This window comes from Caulobacter sp. UC70_42, from assembly GCF_044056025.1.
GTDB lineage: Bacteria > Pseudomonadota > Alphaproteobacteria > Caulobacterales > Caulobacteraceae > Caulobacter.
This window is the reverse complement of record NZ_CP171994.1, coordinates 1,797,689-1,813,859: the sequence shown is the minus strand read 5'-3', so window position 1 is coordinate 1,813,859 and position 16,171 is coordinate 1,797,689. Positions and strand designations below refer to the sequence as shown.

The window sequence follows — 16,171 nt, the reverse complement described above, 5'->3', positions numbered from 1 at the left end:
CTGGTTCAGCTTTCACTTGAGAGATCGCCTTGGCTCCGCCCTTGCGACGGACAGAGGAGTTCCCGCCACGAGGGCGGGAATGACGGTGGCGAGGTGGTGCGGGGCGCTGGCCCCCTCCACCGGCGTTCGCCGGTCCCCCTCCCCCAAGAGGGGGAGGAGCGCGGAGACTTCCGGCGGCTTTCCGCGCCCGTCGCCAGCCGACCTTGGTCGGGGCGAGCCTTTCATCTCTTGGAGGCTGCAGCGTGCAGGGCTGTAGGGGTTGGTCAAGGACCGCCTCCGGCGGCCGCGCGCGGCGACGCGGAGCGTCGTCCTTGAGCAACCCCTACAGCCCTGCGATCGTCTCGCCGTGAGATGTAAGGATGGCTCCGACCTCGGGGGTCGGGCGGCGGCGAGGGGCGGAAGAGGGCGCGCACACCAGATGCTCCCCCGCGATGCGGGGGAGCTGTCGCAGAGCGACTGAGGGGCTAGCGTGGCATAGGTCCAGCTGGCCCCCCTCCGGCCCTCTGGGCCACCTCCCCCGCAACGCGGGGGAGGATCTACGGGGATTGAGGGCGCTGTATCCCCGGCGTTCGCGGCGCCGAACCCCACGAAATCAAAGACTTGTCGATTTTTCGCGCCGCTGAATGATCCGCGTTGAATCCGCCGCGATAATCAAAGCCATCCCCGTCGCGGGGGAGGGCGTTTGGATCCGGCCCAAAACGGCGGCGGGGGTAGGTTGAGCGGGGCCGCTGGCGGTTCCCGGAGGCTCGAAAGTCGCCCCGTCCGTACTCTTTAGGCGGATCGGCTGGCGAACGGGCGGTCTCCGGGGCCAAACCCTCAGCGGATCGACAGGGCGGTGATCGTACAAGCCGCCTATCGTGGATCGTCGGGGTCGAGACGGATGTAGCCGATCGACTTGGTCCGCGCCCGTCCGGGGGTAAACGGGGACCCGAGCAGACAACGCTCACGCCTCCCGACCTCACGGGCAAGAACAGCCTGGCGGAGCGGTCAGCGAGCCGAAACAAAAACAAACCTCACGGTCTCCGGGTTCGCCCGGCCGCTCCGTCGCCTCCCCACACGCCTTCAGCGGCAACGCCGCGTGAAGCCGATCCCCCCTTGCCCCCACCTGACCGCCGCGCGGTCGTCCGCCACCGGAGGGGGCGGAGCAGCAAGAGACAGGAGAACCCCATGCCCAAGTCCAAGCCCCCGCGTCGCAAGCGCCCCCGTCACGTCGTCTCGCGCACCCGGTCGCTGCTCGACTTCTATGACGACCTGGAGCGGATCACGGCCCAGGCCGAGCGCGAGGCCGAGGCGCTGGCCGCCAAGGTCCCGCCGGCGGAGCTGGCGATCATGCGGGCGACCTGCGCCGAGAACCGGCGGATCTTCGCCGAGGGCCGGGCCGAGCTGCTGGCCCCCAGCCGCACGCCGGTGCTGGATCGCCTGGCGACCGAGGCGCGCAAACGCGCCAAGTAATCGCCGTTCAGTCTCGAGCCGCGCCCGTCCTGTAAATGATTTCTTAAGTGGAACGCGGGGCGCGGCCAGATTTATCCCCACGGGCCGCCGGTATAGAAAGATGAACGCGCTGTAATATAACCGCGAAGTAATGCACCTTTCGGTCTTGTAACTTGAGATGAAGATCCTACGCCGTCACAGCTTCCCGTACTGAGGGGAACGTTGATGACCAAGACCATGCTGATGGCCACCGCGGCCATGCTTTGCCTCGCCAGCGCGGCTCACGCCGGCGACGCCGACAAGGCGACCACCGCGCCCACCGGCCCCACGGCGACACAGGAAGCCGCCCAGAACCCGGTCCCGACGGGCCCGACCGACAAGGCGCCGCTGGACGACGCCAGCCAGCGCGGGGTGCTGGTGTTCCAGCCGGAGTTCTTCGCCGCCCAGCGTCCGAACACCGCCCAGGACATGGTCAACCGGGTGCCGGGCTTCATCATCAACGACGGCGCCGGAACGCGCGGCTTCGAGGGCGCGGTCGGCAATATCCTGATCAACGGCGACCGCCCGGCGTCGAAGAACGACACCAGCTCCAACGTGCTGGGCCGCATCCCGGCCAACCGGGTCGAGCGCATCGAGCTGATCCGCGGCGGCGCCCGGGCGTCGACATGCAGGGCTATTCGGTGATCGTGAACGTGATCCTGAAGAAGGGCGTCAGCCGGCAGTCGATCCTGACCTGGAACGCCATGCTGTTCGACGGCGGCCAGGACATCTACGGCGGCAGCTACCAGTTCACCGCCACCAATGGCGACAAGACCTGGAGCGTGACGCTCAGCGACGGCATGGGCAGCAGCGACAGCAACGGCCCGGGCACGAACGTGCGCCACGACGGGACCGGCAAGCTGATCCGCGACGAGAAATTCCTCAACGACGGCTATGGCGGCGGGCGCTCGGTGCGCGGCAACCTGTCGACCCCGTTCAAGGGCGGCAAGCTGGAGACCACGGCCCGCTTCGGCGTCAACGACTGGCAGCAGTGGCAGCAGCTGAGTTCGCCCGTCGCCCTGCGCCGCAGCGACTATGCCGAGGAGAGCCATTCGGGCGAGCTGGGCCTGACCTACACCCGTCCCCTGGCGCCCCGCTGGATCCTCGAGACCCGGGCGATGTACTCGTTCGAGAACTTCGACAACGCCTCGACCAGCGACGAGACCCTGAACGGCGCGGCCAATCCGCAGCAGCGCTTCACCGCCGACGGCGACGACTCCGAGTCGATCCTGCGCGGCCTGCTGCGCCACGACTACAACAAGGCCATCACGATCGAGGCCGGGGCGGAAGTCGCCTACAACATGCTGGACGTGAAGCAGGCCTATTCGGTCGGCGGAACCCCGGTGCCCCTGCCCAGCGCCTCGGTCAAGGTCGAGGAGCTGCGCGGCGAGGCCTTCACCAAGGCCACCTGGCGGGTGAACCCCAAGCTGACGCTGGAAGGCGGCCTGCGGCTGGAGAAGTCGACGATCAAGCAGTCGGGCGACGCCAGCAACGAGAAGAGCTTCTTCTACGCCAAGCCCCGCTTCCTGGCGACCTGGACGCCGGTGGCCAACAACCAGCTGCGCGTGCGGTTCGAGCGCGAGCTGGGCCAGCTGGACTTCGAGGACTTCGCCGCCTCGTCGGACCTGGAGGACGAGACCGTCTATGGCGGCAATGTCGACCTCAAGCCCGAGCAGCGCTGGATCAGCGAGATCGGCTACGAGCGCCGCTTCTGGGGCGAGGGCGTCGTCTCGATCACCTATCGCCACGACGAGATCATCGGCGTGATCGACCGCCTGCCGCTGCCGGACAACCTGTCGGCCACCGGCAATATCGGCGACGGCACCCTGGACCGCCTGTCGCTGAACATCGTGGTGCCGACCGACAAGCTGGGTATCAAGGGCGGCCGGTTCACGTTCAAGAACGACTGGAACGAGACCCACGTGAAGGATCCGACGACCGGCAAGGATCGTCCGATCACCCAGGTGCGCCCGACCCAGGCCAATATCGGCTTCCAGCAGGACCTGCCCAGGCATCGCATCCAGTGGGGGATCAACTGGCTGCCGCTGCTGGGCCAGGGCACCTACGACGTCGACCAGACCAACGTCTGGCGCGGCGCGAACTACTACGAGCTCTTCACCGAATACAAGCCGACCCCGACCCTGGCGATCCGCGCCCAGCTGAACCTCTGGGACGACTTCACCATCCGCCGCACGGTGTTCGCCAACCGCGCGCCGGAGCGGGCCGTGGCCTATGTCGAGGACCGCGCCATCAACCCGCGGACCTTCGTCAGCCTGCGGGTGAGGAAGACCTTCTAGCGGCGGCTACTTCTTCAGCCGCCGGATCAAGGCCGTGGTCGACGGGTCGTGCTGGCCCGTCGCGCCGCTCTCGAGTTCGGGCAGGATGCGGTTCGCCATCACCTTGCCCAGCTCGACGCCCCACTGGTCGAAGCTGTTGATCCCCCAGATCACGCCTTCGACGAAGGTCTTGTGCTCATAGAGGGCGATCAGGGCGCCGAAGGTCTGGGGCGTCAGGCGCTCCAGCAGCAGCAGGGTCGAGGGCCGGTTGCCGGCGAAGGTCCGCTGCGGGGCCAGGGTGGCGATCTCGGCTTCCGGCACGCCCTTGGCCGTGAGCTCGGCGACGACATCCTCCGTGGTCCGACCGACCATGAAGGCCTCGGCCTGGGCGAGCAGGTTCGACAGCAGCTTCTCGTGCATGCCGGCCGGACCCTCGTCGGACTTGGCGACGCCGATCAGCTCCATCGGCGTGATGTCGGTCCCCTGGTGCATGCACTGGAAATAGGCGTGCTGGACGTTCGTCCCCTCGTCGCCGAACACCACCGTGGCCGTGCCGCGCTTGGCCGGCTGGCCATCGGGACCGACCGACTTGCCGTTCGACTCCATCTCCAGCTGCTGCAGGAACGACGCCAGGCGGCGCAGGCGGTGCGAATAGGGCACGACAGAGCGGGCGCGGCGATCCAGGCCATTGCGATTGAAGATCTGGGCCAGGGCCACCAGCACCGGCGCGTTCTTGTCGAGCGGCGCGTCGCGGAAGTGCGCGTCCATGGCCGCGCCGCCGTCCAGGAAGCCCTGGAACGCGTCCCACCCGGCCGCGACGGCCACCGACAGGCTGACCGACGACCACAGCGAATAGCGGCCGCCGACCCAGTCCCAGAAGCCGAACACCCGCTCGTCGGGAACACCGAAGGCGGCGGTCTTGTCCAGCGCGGTCGAGATGGCGGCCAGGTGCTGGCTCGCGCCGGTCTCGCCCAGGGCCCCGACCAGCCAGGCGCGGGCGGCGCCGGCGTTGGCCAGGGTCTCCTGCGTCGTGAAGGTCTTGGAGACCACGATGACCAGGGTCTCTTCCGGGTCCATGTCGGCCGTGGTCAGGGCGAACTCGGCGCCGTCGACATTGGCGATGAAGCGCAGGTCGATGCTCGGCTTGACGGGCCGCAGGGCGTCCCACAGCAGCCGCGGACCCAGGTCCGACCCGCCGATGCCGATATGCAGGATCGCCTTGAACGGCTTGCCGGTCGCGCCCTTGATCTGACCCGAGCGGACGGCCTCGGCGAAGGCCTTCATCCGCTGGCGGACGGCGTCAACCTCGGCCATCACCGGCTGGCCCAGGGCCTTGAAGTCGGAGTCGGCCGGCGCCCGCAAGGCGGTGTGCAGCACGGCGCGCCCCTCCGACGAATTGATCGCCTCGCCGCCGAACATCCGAGCCCGGGCGCCTTCGACATCGGCCGCGTGGGCCAGATCGAGGGCGGCCTCCAGACCGGCCTCGTCCCAGGCCTGCTTGGACAGATCCAGGTGCAGGCCGGCGACGTCCAGGGTCAGGAGATCCAGGCGGTCCGGCTCGGCCGCGAAGAAGTCGACGATGCGCTGTTCGCCAGCGGCCTTGGCGGCGGTTTCCAGGCGGGTCCAGGCGGCGTCGAGATCGGCCATGAGCAGTCCTTCTTTCGAACGTGGTAAATCGGCGTTTACGAAACCGGGCTTATCAAACGCCTGCCGCCACGTCATGGCAGACCAATGACGTTTTTTGCGGGAGTCCCCATGTCCTGTGACGCCGTCGCCTTTTCCGCCATGCTCTGGATGGCTTCGTTCAATCCGGGGCAGGCCGCTGGACCGACTCCGGCGGTGCTGCAGCAGCCGGCCGTCCCGCAGTCCGTGGCCGGCGAGCCGCTGTTCCTCGACATCGTCAAGCGCGCCAGGCAGCTGAAGGCCGAGACCGAAGCCTATCGCCAGGCGCTGGCCAAGGCCGACCCAGCGGGGAACGCCCCGAAACTGAAGCGCTTCGACGCCTTTTCCACCCGGATCGCCGACCTCTCGGCGCTGGACATGAAGGGCCATGTGACCCTCAAGGAACGCGGCGCGGTCGACGATCTCAAATGCATCCTGCGCGGCATCAGCCAGGATCTGCCCGAGAAGCTCGCCGCCGTCGGCGCGGCCACGACGATCAGGGCCCAGGACCTGGCCCTGCGCGACATGGTCTATCTGCTGAACGACAATGTCGAAGTGATCACCGCCCCGCCCCAACCCGCCGCCTAGGAGCTGGCGGCCCAAGGGCCGAAACTTCGCCACGGTCGCTTGATAGTTGACCGCCGGGCGCTCAGAAGATCGCCCTGATCCTCCCTGCTCTCCCCGGCTCGATGTCCCGCACCAAGATCCTCGCCGCCGTCCTCGGCTCCGGACTGCTCCTCGCCGCCTGCGCCAGCGAGACGAACACCACCGTCTTCGTGCCGGTCGTGGCGCCGGTGCTTCCCAGCTCGCTGACGCCGCAGCCGATCATGCTGTTCAACCAGACCAAGGACGGCCGCAAGCTGTTCACCCTGGACGCCGAGTTCCCCTATTGCGACGTCGAGACCGGCAAGGTGATCGTGGTGCCGCGCTGGTACGTCACAGACTTCGCCAGCGTGCCCTGGTACGGCCAGGGCTTCGTCGATCCGCAGGGCCCGACCGCCCGCGCCGCCATCGTCCACGACTGGCTCTACACGATCGGCGAGCCGGGCAAGCGCGAGGAGGCCGACCAGATCTTCCTGCGGGCGATGCTGAAATACGGCGTCACGCCCTTCCAGGCCAATCTCGCCTATCAGGCCGTGCGGCTGGGCGGCGAGAAGGGCTACGGCCTGCCGACCGACTGGCGCTTCGTCGATCCCAAGCGCCAGGATCTCGTGCAACCGGCGCCGTTCGCCAAGCCGCGCACCGGCATGGTCCGATACCTGCCCAAGTGCCAGGGCTTCGGCGCCCTGATCCAGACCGGCTGGCGCGCCTACCCGATCAAGACCGCCGCGCCGGTGATCCCGCCGCCGGTGGTCGTCACCAAGACCCCGCTGGACAAGGTCAAGGACAGGCTGCCGTTCGGAAACGACAAGAAGAAGTAGGACGCTTCAGGCCCCCGCCTTGTCGATCGCCTCGATCACCAGACCCTCGGTCAGCAACTGGGGCAGGATGACCGGCGCGCCGCCGCCCTTCGGATAGACCACGTAGAGCGGCACGCCGACCCGGTCGAACTCGGCCAGGGCCTTGGCGATGACCGGGTCGCGATTGGTCCAGTCGGCCTTCAGATAGACGGCGTTCCGGGCCTTGAAGGCCTCGGCGACCTTCGAACCGGAGAGGGCGACCTTTTCGTTGACCTGACAGGTCACGCACCAGGCGGCGGTGAAGTCGACCAGGATCGGCCGCCCCTCGGCCTGCAGCGCCTTCACCTTCTCCGGCGACCAGGCTTCCGCGGTCAGGCCAGGCCCCGAGGGCGCGGCCTCACCGGCGGCGGCGGCGCTCGGCGGCTGGGCGGCGAGAGCGCCGGAAGCGGCCAGGGCGATGGCGCCGGCCACGGCGAGCAAGGCGATGATCGTCGAGACCATTCCCCCCTTGCCCGCCGCGCGGCGGTTCTGGGCGACGCCATGGAGCCAGGCTCCGAAGGCGGCCAGAACGCCGGCGGCCAGCAGTTGGCCCAGGGCGATCGGACCCGACTGCTGGGCGAACACCCAGGCCAGCCACAGGGCCGCGCCGTACATCGGGAACGCCAGCCCCTTCTTCAGCACGTCCATCCAGGCGCCGGGACGCGGCAGCAGCTTCAGGAGACTCGGGATGAAGGCCACCGCCACGAACGGGGCGGCGAAGCCTAGGGCCAGGGCCAGGAACACCGCCAGCGCCACGACCGGCGGCTGGGTCAGGGCGTAGCCCAGGGCGCCGGCCATGAACGGCGCGGTGCAGGGCGCGGCCACGACGACGGCCAGGGCGCCGGTGAAGAACGCACCGGTGGCCCCGCCCTGGGCCGAGGCGCTCGAGCCGACGTTCTGCACCGAGGTCCCGATCTCGAAGACGCCCGACATGTTCAGGGCGACCAGCAGCATCAGCAGGCTCAAGCCCGCGATGACCAACGGCGACTGCAGCTGGAAGCCCCAGCCCACCGCCGCGCCGCCGGCCCGCACCACCAGCAGCAGGCCGGCCAGGGCCAGGAAGGTCGAGACGACGCCCAGCAGGAACACCAGCCCCTGCAGGCGGGCCTTGCCGGCGTCGTGGGCATGGCCGGCCAGGCTGGCCGCCTTCATCGACAGCACCGGGAAGACACACGGCATCAGGTTCAGGATCAGCCCGCCGACAAAGGCGAACAGCAGCGCGCCCGCCAGTCCGCCCGAGGCCTTGCCGTCGGCGGCGGCCTTCTCGGCGGGGGGCGGCCCCATCCCCGCGGCGGTCGCCGGCGGCTCGCCCGGCGTCGCGGTGATCTCCCAGGCCCCGGCCTGGGTCGCGATGACCCCGGCCATCTCGGTCGGCGCGGTCCCGCCGCCAACGAAGTCGTAGCCCGGCTTCAGCGACAGGGTCAGGCCCTCCGGACCGCGATCGACGACCTGGTCTGCGGCGTGCTCGATGACCTTGGGCGAATAGGGAAAGAAATAGGCCCCGGCCATGTCGGCGCCCTTCAGCGGGCCGCCGGTGACAGCCAGTTTCAGGGTCTGACCATCCAGCTTGAACACCGCCTTCAGGCCCGCCGGCTTGGGGGCCTTGGCCAGCACCTCGCCGACGACCGGACCCCACTTGGGATCTGCGGCGGGCGCCGCCACCACCGGCAACAACAGGGAGAGCTTGGCCTCCTCCGGGACGCAGACCTGCTCGCAGACCAGATAGAAGACGTCGGCGGTCAGGCTGATCGTCGTCCCGACCTGGGCGTTCGCCGCCGCGGTGATCGGCACGGGTATAAAGACCTCGCCCTCATAGGCGTAGTCCAGCAACGGACCCAGCCTGGCGGTCTTCGGAGTCGGCCAGACCATGTCGCCGGCCTTCCAGCCGGCCGGAAGGGTCCAGGTGATCTTGGTCGCCTCGCCCGCGTCGCCCGGATTGCGCCAATAGGTGTGCCAGCCGGGAATGATCTTCTGACGCAGGGCCACATAGACCGTGCCGCCCGGCGCGACGCCCGTCTCCTGGGAAACCAGTTCGGACTGGATATGCCCGGAATTGACCACCGGCCCGGCCAGGGCGACGCCGGCCAGAAGACTCGCGGCCAGCAAGGCTTGCAGGGCGAGGACGGCTCTCTTGAGGAACATGCGCGGGTCCGGGAGGAAAAGTCTGCGGACGAACACATGGCCCGGCCTAGCCGGCTCGACAATGGCGAAGACGCAGCCGACAGTCGAATACGGAATCACCCGGAGAGACCCATGCCCGCCGCGTTCGACGACATCGAGATCGGCCAGGTCGTGAACCTGGGCTCGCGGGCCGTGGACGGCAAGGCGCTGGACGCCTTCATCGCCGCCTTCACCCCCGGCTGGCCGGTCGAGAACGGCGCGCCGGACGGCATGGTCTTCGCGATCTGGACACGACTCGACACCGAAGCCAGCGCCGCCTGGCCGCAGACCAAGCGCCTGGGCGTCGACGCCCTGCGCTGGATGCGTAACCCGCCGGTCGGCGAGCTGCTGCGCGGTCGCATGACCGTGATGGGCAAGGACCCCGTCGGCGAGGGCAAGGGCATCGTCATCGCCCAGCACGACCTGCTCGACGAGGCCGGCCGCCTCGTCTTTTCCTGCCTGACCCGCAGCATCTTCGCGCGGTAGTTTCAGCCAAGAAAAAGGGCGGCGGAGCCGAAGCCCCGCCGCCCTCTTGTCTTCAGCGTTCGCCGAACCTTAGTTCAGGTTCGCGGCGGCCGCGGCGGCGGTCTCGGCTTCGACCTGACGCATCATGGTCTTGTTGACCAGACGGTCCCAGCCGAGCAGCGACACCAGATGCGCGTAGATCTGGGCCAGCGCGCCGTTTTCCTGCAGCTCCTTCAGCTTTTCAGCCGACAGCTTGTTCAGCTTCTCTTCCGAGACGCCGTAGTATTCGGCGACGGTGACCGGTTCGCCGGCGGCGGCGCCGGTTTCGTCCTGCGGCTGGAAGGTGGCCTTCTTCAGCTCGAACAGGTCCAGCTCCTTCAGCAGGGCGATGAACGAGTCGGTGCGGCGACGCTCCAGCTCGAAGTCATCGCAGAACTTGATGCATTGCTGGGTGTATTCGGTCGGCTCGCCCTTGGCGTCGAACAAGGGGGTCTGGCCTTGCTCGCTCAGCAGCTCCGAACCGCGATCGATGCAGACGATCAGGCGGTCCTGCGTGTCGTCATTGGCCAGGACGAACGGATAGCGGCGGATATAGGCCGGGATATAGACGTTCGGCTCGACCGAACCGTCGGCGCCGATGAACAGGTTCTCGGCGTTGTTCAGGCCCATCACGGCCAGCGGCACGCGGTCCTCGCCGGCGAAGATCACCGGGAAGGTCAGGGCGGCCGGACCGAATTCCGAGACGGTCAGCGGCACGGCGGTGCCGGCGGCGGCGAAGGCGTACGGCTTGTCCTTATGGACCAGGGCCAGCTTGGCGTGCTGTTCGCGGTTCAGCGGCTCCGGCGAATTGTAGAACAGGACGTTGCCGGAGATCTGGCCGGCGGACTGGGTCGTTTCCATGAAGAGCTCTGCGACAAAATAAGAAACGGACGCTCGAACGCTTCAAGACGACCGCAAAGGGTCCGGCGTTCTAGCCGATCCGAGGAGAACCGGCAATCTGGACCGCGGTCATGGCGACACGCGACGACCGTTATTCACCGGGCGCGGGAGCGGTTAAGCTTGATATCCGCCTCGCGGAGCGAGACGCTATCCGGAGCCCGGCGCAAGGCGCCAGGCTCCGGACCACGGCGGAACCTCTCTGGGGGCTGGCTGAGAGGCCCGCTCTTCGGCTGGGCTGGAAGCGCCAGGCGAACGTGTGAGCGGCTTCGCCGCTCGGGACGCTTAGAGGATCAGAAGCGCCAGGCGAAACCGGCGCGAACCGATCGGCCCGGCGAGGGCGCGAAGTCCTTCAGGAACGAGACGTGCTCGCGGATGGTCTCGTTGGTCAGGTTGCGGCCGTCGATGAACACGCGAAGGCCGGAGTCGGCGATCGGCTTGTAGGTCACCATGGCGTTGACCTGGGTGTAGCTGTCGGTCGGCAGCTCGAAGACGGCGACGCGGTTCTGGCTGGCCACGCGGCGGACCTCGCCCTGAACCTCGAGACGCGCGGTGCTCCAGATGGCGCGGCCGGTGACGGCCCACGGCGGCACGCGGGCCGGCACGCCCAGATCGGTCGAGCCGCGCACCCAGTCGTAAGAGCCTTCCAGCTTCAGCGACCGCTCGCCGCTACGCCAGGCGACGTAGGAGGCCTCGGCCTCGGCGCCGTGGAACTTGGCGTCGGTCTGGCTGTACTGGAACACCGGCAGGCCGTCCTCGACGGCGCCCGTGCGGGCTTCCTCGATGAAGCCGTCGTACTGGGCGCCCCACAGGTGGGCTTCGGCGCGCAGGCGATCGCCGGTGTAGCGATAGGTCGCCTCGACCGAGACCACCTTCTCGGACTTCAGGTCGGCGTCGCCGACCTCATAGCCGCCGGTGCCCGGGTGCGGGCCGTCGGCGAACAGCTCGGCCTCGGTCGGCGCGCGGCCGTTGCGCGACACGGTCAGGGCCACGAACTGGTGCTCGGCCGGCTTGTAGAACACGCCCAGCGAGGCCGAGACATTGTCGAAGGTCTTGTCGGCGAAGCTGGTCTTCAGTTGCCGGCTGTCGAAGCGCAGGCCCGCGTCGACGCCCCAGGCGCCCTTGTCCAGGCGCTGCAGGGTGAAGACGCCGTATTCCTTGATGTCGGTCGAGGGCACGAAGGCCTCGTCGCCGATGGCCTCGAAGTGGCGCTTCAGGGCCTGGAAGCCCACCGCGCCCTGCCAGCCGTCGCGCTCCTTCTGCACCAGCTCGACGCGGCCTTCGGTGCCGTCGGACAGGAAGCGGGTGCCGACCTCGCCGCTGTCGACGCCGATCTCGGCGTGCTCGTACTTGGCGTGGCCGACCGACAGCCGGACCTTGTCGAACGGGCCCAGATCGACGTCCTGCTCGCCGCGCACGTCATAGCGGGTCTGCTGCAGGTGGATGGACACCGGGCCTTCGGCGTCCGGATCGATCGGGGCCAGGATCTGCTCGTAGGGCACGCCGTAGGTCGTATCGATCTTCTTGACCGAGACCCCGAAGAAGCCGCTGTCGTGGACGTAGGAGACGCCGGCGCCGTAGGCGTCGACCTGGACGTCGCTGTTCTTGACCGTCTTGTCGGGATCGACGGTCAGGCCTTCGGCCTTGGCCAGACGGGCCGAGACCGGGGCGGTCGGGACGTCGTAGTCGCTGCTCTCCCGGTGATCGGCGTCGATGGCGAACACCAGCGGGCCCTTGCCGAACTTGGCCGAGCCGTTGATCGACTTGCCGTCGTCGACCGAAGAGACCGAGCCGGCCAGGCGGCCTTCGAAACCGTTTGCCGGGGCCGACGACGGCACCCGGTCGTCGATGATATTCACGACGCCGCCGATGCCCGAGCCGCCATAGGCCAGGGTCGAGGGACCGCGCAGCACCTCAACCCGCGAGGCCTCGCCCGGATCGGAGGCCACCGCGTGGTCGGGCGACAGCGACGAGGCGTCGACCTGGCCGACGCCGTTCTGCAGCACCATCACGCGCGGGCCCGACAGGCCGCGGATCACCGGGCGGCTGGCGCCGGGACCGTAGAAGGTCGAGCGCAGGCCCGGCTGGCCGTTCAGCATGTCGCCCAGGCCGGCGGGCGGGGCGACGTCCAGCTGGTCGCGGGTGACGATGTTGACGCTGCTGGTCACCGTGTCCAGCGACACCGCATAGGGCGCGGCGGTGATGACGACCTTGTCGACCTGATTGGCCGCCTGGTCGCTTTCCGAAGGCGGCGTCGCGGCGGCCGGAGCCTCGGCGTGGGCGGAAACGGCGGCGGCGAGCGCGATGAGGCTCGCGGCGGAGAAGGCGACGCGACGGAGCATGGGCGGTCCTGAAACGACTGAAACTTGGCCGGGGGAGCGGCCGCAAGAAGTGTTATGAAATAACATATCTATTCGTCAATCCGCTTTCGCTTGACGCGCGACTTTCCCGCCGCTCTGTGGGCGAATGACCATACGGATGCACCCGATGACCCGTTTTTCGCTCATCGTCGCCGCCGCCTTGGGCCTGGCCCTGGCGGGTTGTTCGGCCATCGACGGCCTGCCCAATCCCTTCCCGCACGGCGCGGCGGCGGCGACGCCAGGGTCGGCGCAAGTCGCCACCACCGCGCCCTCGGCCGGCTGGGTGAAGCCGCCCCCCGGCTACCTGCCCGCCGGCGCGATCGACGCGGCGACCATCATCGGCCCGCCGCCGGCCCCTGACAGCCCGCGCGCCAAGGCCGAGCGCGCCCAGTTCGACGAGACCCGCAAGCTGGCCAATACCGATGCCTGGAGCCAGGCGATCGCCGACGCGGATCTATCGGGCAAGAACGGCATGAAGGCCTTCTCATGCGCGGCCGGCGTCACGCTCAGCGCCGAAGCGACTCCGACCCTGGCCAACATGCTGCTGCGCCTCACCGACGATGCGGCCAAGATCTACCAGCCGGCCAAGTCGATCTATCAGCGTCCCCGCCCGCCGGTCGGCAACACCGCGCCGATCTGCGCGCCGCGCGAGGCCTGGATCAACACGGACGGCTCCTACCCCTCGGGCCATGGCCTGATCGGCTGGGCCTGGGCCTCGGTGATCGCCGAGCTCGTGCCGGAAAAGGCCAGCCCGATCCTGGCGCGCGGCAAGGCGTTCGGCGACAGCCGCATCGTTTGCGGCGTCCACTTCCAGAGCGATGTCGAGGCCGGGCGCTACCTGGGCTCGGCGCTGGTGACGCGCCTGCACGACGATCCGGGCTTCATGGACGATCTGGCCAAGGCGCGGGCGGAAGTGGCGGCGTCGAAGGCCAAGGGCGCGCCGACGGGCTGCGCGGGCTAGGGTCTGGCGACGTAGACGACGTGCGGACGGAGGGGGTGGTCCTCCGCCAGGCTGGGATGATCGAAGTCGCGCGTCGGATCGTGGCTCATGCCGATCCGACGCATGACGCTCTGGGACGCCAGGTTCGCGCGCGCGGTGAAGGCGATGATCTCGGGCAGCCCCAAGGCCTCGAAGCCGTGGGCGAGCGCCCCCTTGGCCGCCTCGGTGGCGTAGCCCTGGCCCCAGGCGTCTGGAAGAAACCGCCAGCCGATCTCGACGATCCGGCCCATGGCCATCTCTTCCGGAACCCACCAGATGCCCGTCATGCCCACGACGCGCGCGTCCGCCTGGCGTTCGACGACCCAAAAGCCGAAGCCGTGCTCGGCCTGATGCGCCTGGACGCGGTCGACGAAGGCGTCGCTCTCGGCGCGGTCGCGCACGCCGCCCAGCCACTCTCCCACCCGAGGATGGGCGTTGAGCGCGGCGATGGCGTCGCGGTCGGCGTCGACCGCCGGGCGCAGGACCAGGCGGTCGGTCGCGATCACGCCGGGCGGCCGGTGGCCAGGGCGGCATAGAACTCCGGGCGACGATCACGGAAGAAGCCCCAGGCGGCGCGGTGGGTCTTCAGGAAGTCCAGGTCGAAGGTGGCGTTGACCAGGCCCTCGTCGGCGCGCCCCAGTTCCGAGACCAGGTCGCCGCGATGGTCGGCGATGAACGACGAGCCGTAGAAGGTCTGGCCGCCGTTCGGATAGCCGTCCCACGGCTCGAAGCCGATGCGGTTGGCGCCGACCACCGGGATCACGTTTGAGACCGCGTGGCCCTGCATGGCCCGCCGCCAAGGCAGGGCGGTGTCCAGGCTCGCGTCATGCGGCTCGCTGCCGATGGCGGTCGGATAGAACAGGGCCTCGGCGCCCATCAGGGCCATGGCCCGGGCGGCCTCCGGATACCACTGGTCCCAGCAGATGCCGACGCCAAGCCGGCCGAAGCGCGTGTCCCAGACCTTGAAGCCGGTGTCGCCGGGCCGGAAGTAGTACTTCTCCATATAGCCCGGACCGTCGGGGATATGGCTCTTGCGATAGACGCCCAGCAGCGAACCGTCAGCGTCGGCCATGACCAGGCTGTTGAAATAGTGCGGCCCCTCGCGCTCGAAGATCGAGATCGGAATCACCACGCCCAGCTCGCCGGCCAGCGGCGCGATGGCCTTCACCACCGGGTGCTCGCGCCACGGATGCGCCTCGGCGAACCAGCGCTCCTCCTGGGCGACGCAGAAGTACGGGCCCTGGAACAGCTCGGACGGCAGGATGACCTGCGCGCCCTTGGCGGCGGCTTCCCGGATGAAGGCTTCCGTCTTCCTGATATTGGCCTGCAGGTCCATGCCATACGCGGTCTGGATCGCGGCGACGCTGAGCGTGCGGGCCATTAGACGGGCTCCTGCTGGCTGATGCAGTGGAACGAACCGCCGCCGGTCAGGATGGCGGTGGACGGCAGGCCGATGACCTGACGCTCCGGGAACACGCCCTTGATCACCTCGACGGCGAAGGCGCCCGACTCCTCGGCGTAGATCGGCACGATGACCGCCTCGTTGGCGATCAGGAAGTTCATGTGCGAGGCCGGGATGGGCTCGCCATCCTCGTCCAGGATCAGGCCGGGCGACGGGATGCGGACGACCTGCAGCGGCGAGCCGCGGCTGTCGGTCATGCCGGCCAGCAGCCTGGCGGTCTCGGCATAGACCTCGGCGTTCGGATCGTTGGCGCCGTACGCCATCGGGCAGGCGACGACGCCCGGCGCGACGAAGCGGGCCAGGTTGTCGACGTGGCCGTCGGTGTGGTCGTTCAGCAGGCCATCGCCCAGCCACAGCACCTTCTTGGCGCCGAGCGCGTCGGCGAGCGCGGTCGTCGCCGCGGCCTCGTTCCAGCCGGTGTTGCGGTTGGCGTTCAGCAGACACTGGCGCGTGGTCAGGATCGTGCCCAGGCCGTCGTGGTCGAGGGCGCCGCCCTCGAGGATGAAGGTGTTGCGGACCAGCGGCGCGCCCGAGGCGGCGGCGATCTGCTCGGCGACAATGTCGTCGCCCTCCAGGCTGTACTTGCCGCCCCAGCCGTTGAACTGGAAGCCGGCCGCGGAAGCCGAGCCGTTGCGGTCGACGAAGATCGGACCGGTGTCGCGCAGCCAGATGTCGCCGAACTGACCGCGGACGATCTCGACCGTGGTGTCGGAGAGCAGGGCGCGGGCGGCGGCCTCGGCCTCGTCGCCGACGACCATCAGGCGCACGCGCTCGCCGCCCGGGCCGGCCAGGGCGCGGGCCAGGTCGGCCACTTCCTGCTGAGCCTGCTCCAGGTCTTCCTGCCACAGCTCGGCGTGGCTGGGAAAACCCACCCACATGGCGCGGTGCGGAGCCCATTCGGCGGGGACGGTGACGGTCATTCGAAGGCCCAATGGAGACGGGGAAAAACGAAAGGGGGCGCA

At 68.9% G+C, this 16,171-nt stretch carries 12 protein-coding genes and 1 pseudogene; 6 read left to right on the top strand and 7 right to left on the bottom strand.

Annotated features, from left to right (window positions below; all coding sequences use genetic code 11):
- Positions 1-1,167 precede the first annotated feature (1,167 nt).
- Positions 1,168-1,452, top strand: coding sequence for a hypothetical protein (locus ACHMW8_RS09240; RefSeq protein ID WP_395445351.1), 285 nt, complete (start codon positions 1,168-1,170; stop codon positions 1,450-1,452).
- Positions 1,453-1,653: 201 nt separating this feature from the next.
- Positions 1,654-3,767: pseudogene (locus ACHMW8_RS09235) on the top strand (TonB-dependent receptor plug domain-containing protein).
- A gap of 6 nt (positions 3,768-3,773) precedes the next feature.
- On the opposite strand, the gene pgi reads toward ACHMW8_RS09235, so the two are convergent.
- Positions 3,774-5,393, bottom strand: coding sequence for a glucose-6-phosphate isomerase (gene pgi, locus ACHMW8_RS09230; RefSeq protein ID WP_395445350.1), 1,620 nt, complete (start codon positions 5,391-5,393; stop codon positions 3,774-3,776).
- A 108-nt stretch (positions 5,394-5,501) separates the two neighbouring features.
- Between pgi and ACHMW8_RS09225 the strand changes: the two genes are divergently transcribed.
- Positions 5,502-5,996: a hypothetical protein gene (locus ACHMW8_RS09225; RefSeq protein ID WP_395445349.1), complete on the top strand. Its 495-nt coding sequence runs from the start codon at positions 5,502-5,504 to the stop codon at positions 5,994-5,996.
- 101 nt (positions 5,997-6,097) lie between these two features.
- Positions 6,098-6,829 (top strand): DUF1353 domain-containing protein, encoded by a 732-nt coding sequence (locus ACHMW8_RS09220; protein WP_395445348.1) that lies wholly within the window; start codon positions 6,098-6,100, stop codon positions 6,827-6,829.
- 6 nt (positions 6,830-6,835) lie between these two features.
- Here the strand turns inward: ACHMW8_RS09220 and ACHMW8_RS09215 are convergent, their stop codons facing one another.
- Positions 6,836-8,989 (bottom strand): protein-disulfide reductase DsbD family protein, encoded by a 2,154-nt coding sequence (locus ACHMW8_RS09215; protein ID WP_395445347.1) that lies wholly within the window; start codon positions 8,987-8,989, stop codon positions 6,836-6,838.
- 111 nt (positions 8,990-9,100) lie between these two features.
- Here ACHMW8_RS09215 and ACHMW8_RS09210 point away from each other — a divergent pair, with 111 nt between their 5' ends.
- The gene (locus ACHMW8_RS09210) at positions 9,101-9,493 is read left to right on the top strand and encodes an acyl dehydratase (RefSeq protein WP_125157060.1); all 393 of its coding nucleotides are present in this window, start codon (positions 9,101-9,103) and stop codon (positions 9,491-9,493) included.
- Between the two features lie 69 nt (positions 9,494-9,562).
- On the opposite strand, the gene ACHMW8_RS09205 is transcribed toward ACHMW8_RS09210, so the two are convergent.
- Entirely contained in the window at positions 9,563-10,372 is an 810-nt protein-coding gene (locus ACHMW8_RS09205; protein WP_395445346.1) for a SapC family protein, read from the bottom strand.
- A gap of 329 nt (positions 10,373-10,701) precedes the next feature.
- Positions 10,702-12,750: a TonB-dependent receptor gene (locus ACHMW8_RS09200; RefSeq protein WP_395445345.1), complete on the bottom strand. Its 2,049-nt coding sequence runs from the start codon at positions 12,748-12,750 to the stop codon at positions 10,702-10,704.
- A 145-nt stretch (positions 12,751-12,895) separates the two neighbouring features.
- Here ACHMW8_RS09200 and ACHMW8_RS09195 point away from each other — a divergent pair, with 145 nt between their 5' ends.
- The gene (locus tag ACHMW8_RS09195) at positions 12,896-13,729 is read left to right on the top strand and encodes a phosphatase PAP2 family protein (protein ID WP_395445344.1); all 834 of its coding nucleotides are present in this window, start codon (positions 12,896-12,898) and stop codon (positions 13,727-13,729) included.
- Here ACHMW8_RS09195 and ACHMW8_RS09190 read toward each other — a convergent pair.
- The 3 genes from ACHMW8_RS09190 to ACHMW8_RS09180 are packed head-to-tail and all read right to left on the bottom strand — an operon-like array spanning position 13,726 to position 16,129.
- Positions 13,726-14,253 carry a GNAT family N-acetyltransferase gene (locus ACHMW8_RS09190; protein ID WP_395445343.1) on the bottom strand — a complete coding sequence of 176 codons (528 nt, stop codon included), beginning with the start codon at positions 14,251-14,253 and terminating at the stop codon, positions 13,726-13,728. The two genes, ACHMW8_RS09195 and ACHMW8_RS09190, sit on opposite strands and share 4 nt — an antisense overlap.
- Entirely contained in the window at positions 14,250-15,128 is an 879-nt protein-coding gene (gene aguB / locus ACHMW8_RS09185) for an N-carbamoylputrescine amidase (protein ID WP_395445342.1), read from the bottom strand. The genes ACHMW8_RS09190 and aguB overlap by 4 nt, the downstream gene beginning before the upstream one ends.
- A complete protein-coding gene (locus ACHMW8_RS09180; protein WP_395445341.1) occupies positions 15,128-16,129 on the bottom strand; it encodes an agmatine deiminase family protein in 1,002 nt (333 codons plus the stop codon). Before ACHMW8_RS09180 ends, aguB begins: the two co-directional genes overlap by 1 nt.
- Between the last annotated feature and the right edge of the window lie 42 nt (positions 16,130-16,171).

Bases quoted from the DNA above. Each gene is read 5' to 3' on its own strand.
- ACHMW8_RS09180 (WP_395445341.1), bottom strand. From the start codon at position 16,129: ATGACCGTCACCGTCCCCGCCGAATGGGCTCCGCACCGCGCCATGTGG.
- ACHMW8_RS09200 (WP_395445345.1), bottom strand. From the start codon at position 12,750: ATGCTCCGTCGCGTCGCCTTCTCCGCCGCGAGCCTCATCGCGCTCGCC.
- aguB (WP_395445342.1), bottom strand. From the start codon at position 15,128: ATGGCCCGCACGCTCAGCGTCGCCGCGATCCAGACCGCGTATGGCATG.
- ACHMW8_RS09205 (WP_395445346.1), bottom strand. From the start codon at position 10,372: ATGGAAACGACCCAGTCCGCCGGCCAGATCTCCGGCAACGTCCTGTTC.
- ACHMW8_RS09225 (WP_395445349.1), top strand. From the start codon at position 5,502: ATGTCCTGTGACGCCGTCGCCTTTTCCGCCATGCTCTGGATGGCTTCG.
- ACHMW8_RS09240 (WP_395445351.1), top strand. From the start codon at position 1,168: ATGCCCAAGTCCAAGCCCCCGCGTCGCAAGCGCCCCCGTCACGTCGTC.
- ACHMW8_RS09215 (WP_395445347.1), bottom strand. From the start codon at position 8,989: ATGTTCCTCAAGAGAGCCGTCCTCGCCCTGCAAGCCTTGCTGGCCGCG.
- pgi (WP_395445350.1), bottom strand. From the start codon at position 5,393: ATGGCCGATCTCGACGCCGCCTGGACCCGCCTGGAAACCGCCGCCAAG.
- ACHMW8_RS09195 (WP_395445344.1), top strand. From the start codon at position 12,896: ATGACCCGTTTTTCGCTCATCGTCGCCGCCGCCTTGGGCCTGGCCCTG.
- ACHMW8_RS09220 (WP_395445348.1), top strand. From the start codon at position 6,098: ATGTCCCGCACCAAGATCCTCGCCGCCGTCCTCGGCTCCGGACTGCTC.
- ACHMW8_RS09210 (WP_125157060.1), top strand. From the start codon at position 9,101: ATGCCCGCCGCGTTCGACGACATCGAGATCGGCCAGGTCGTGAACCTG.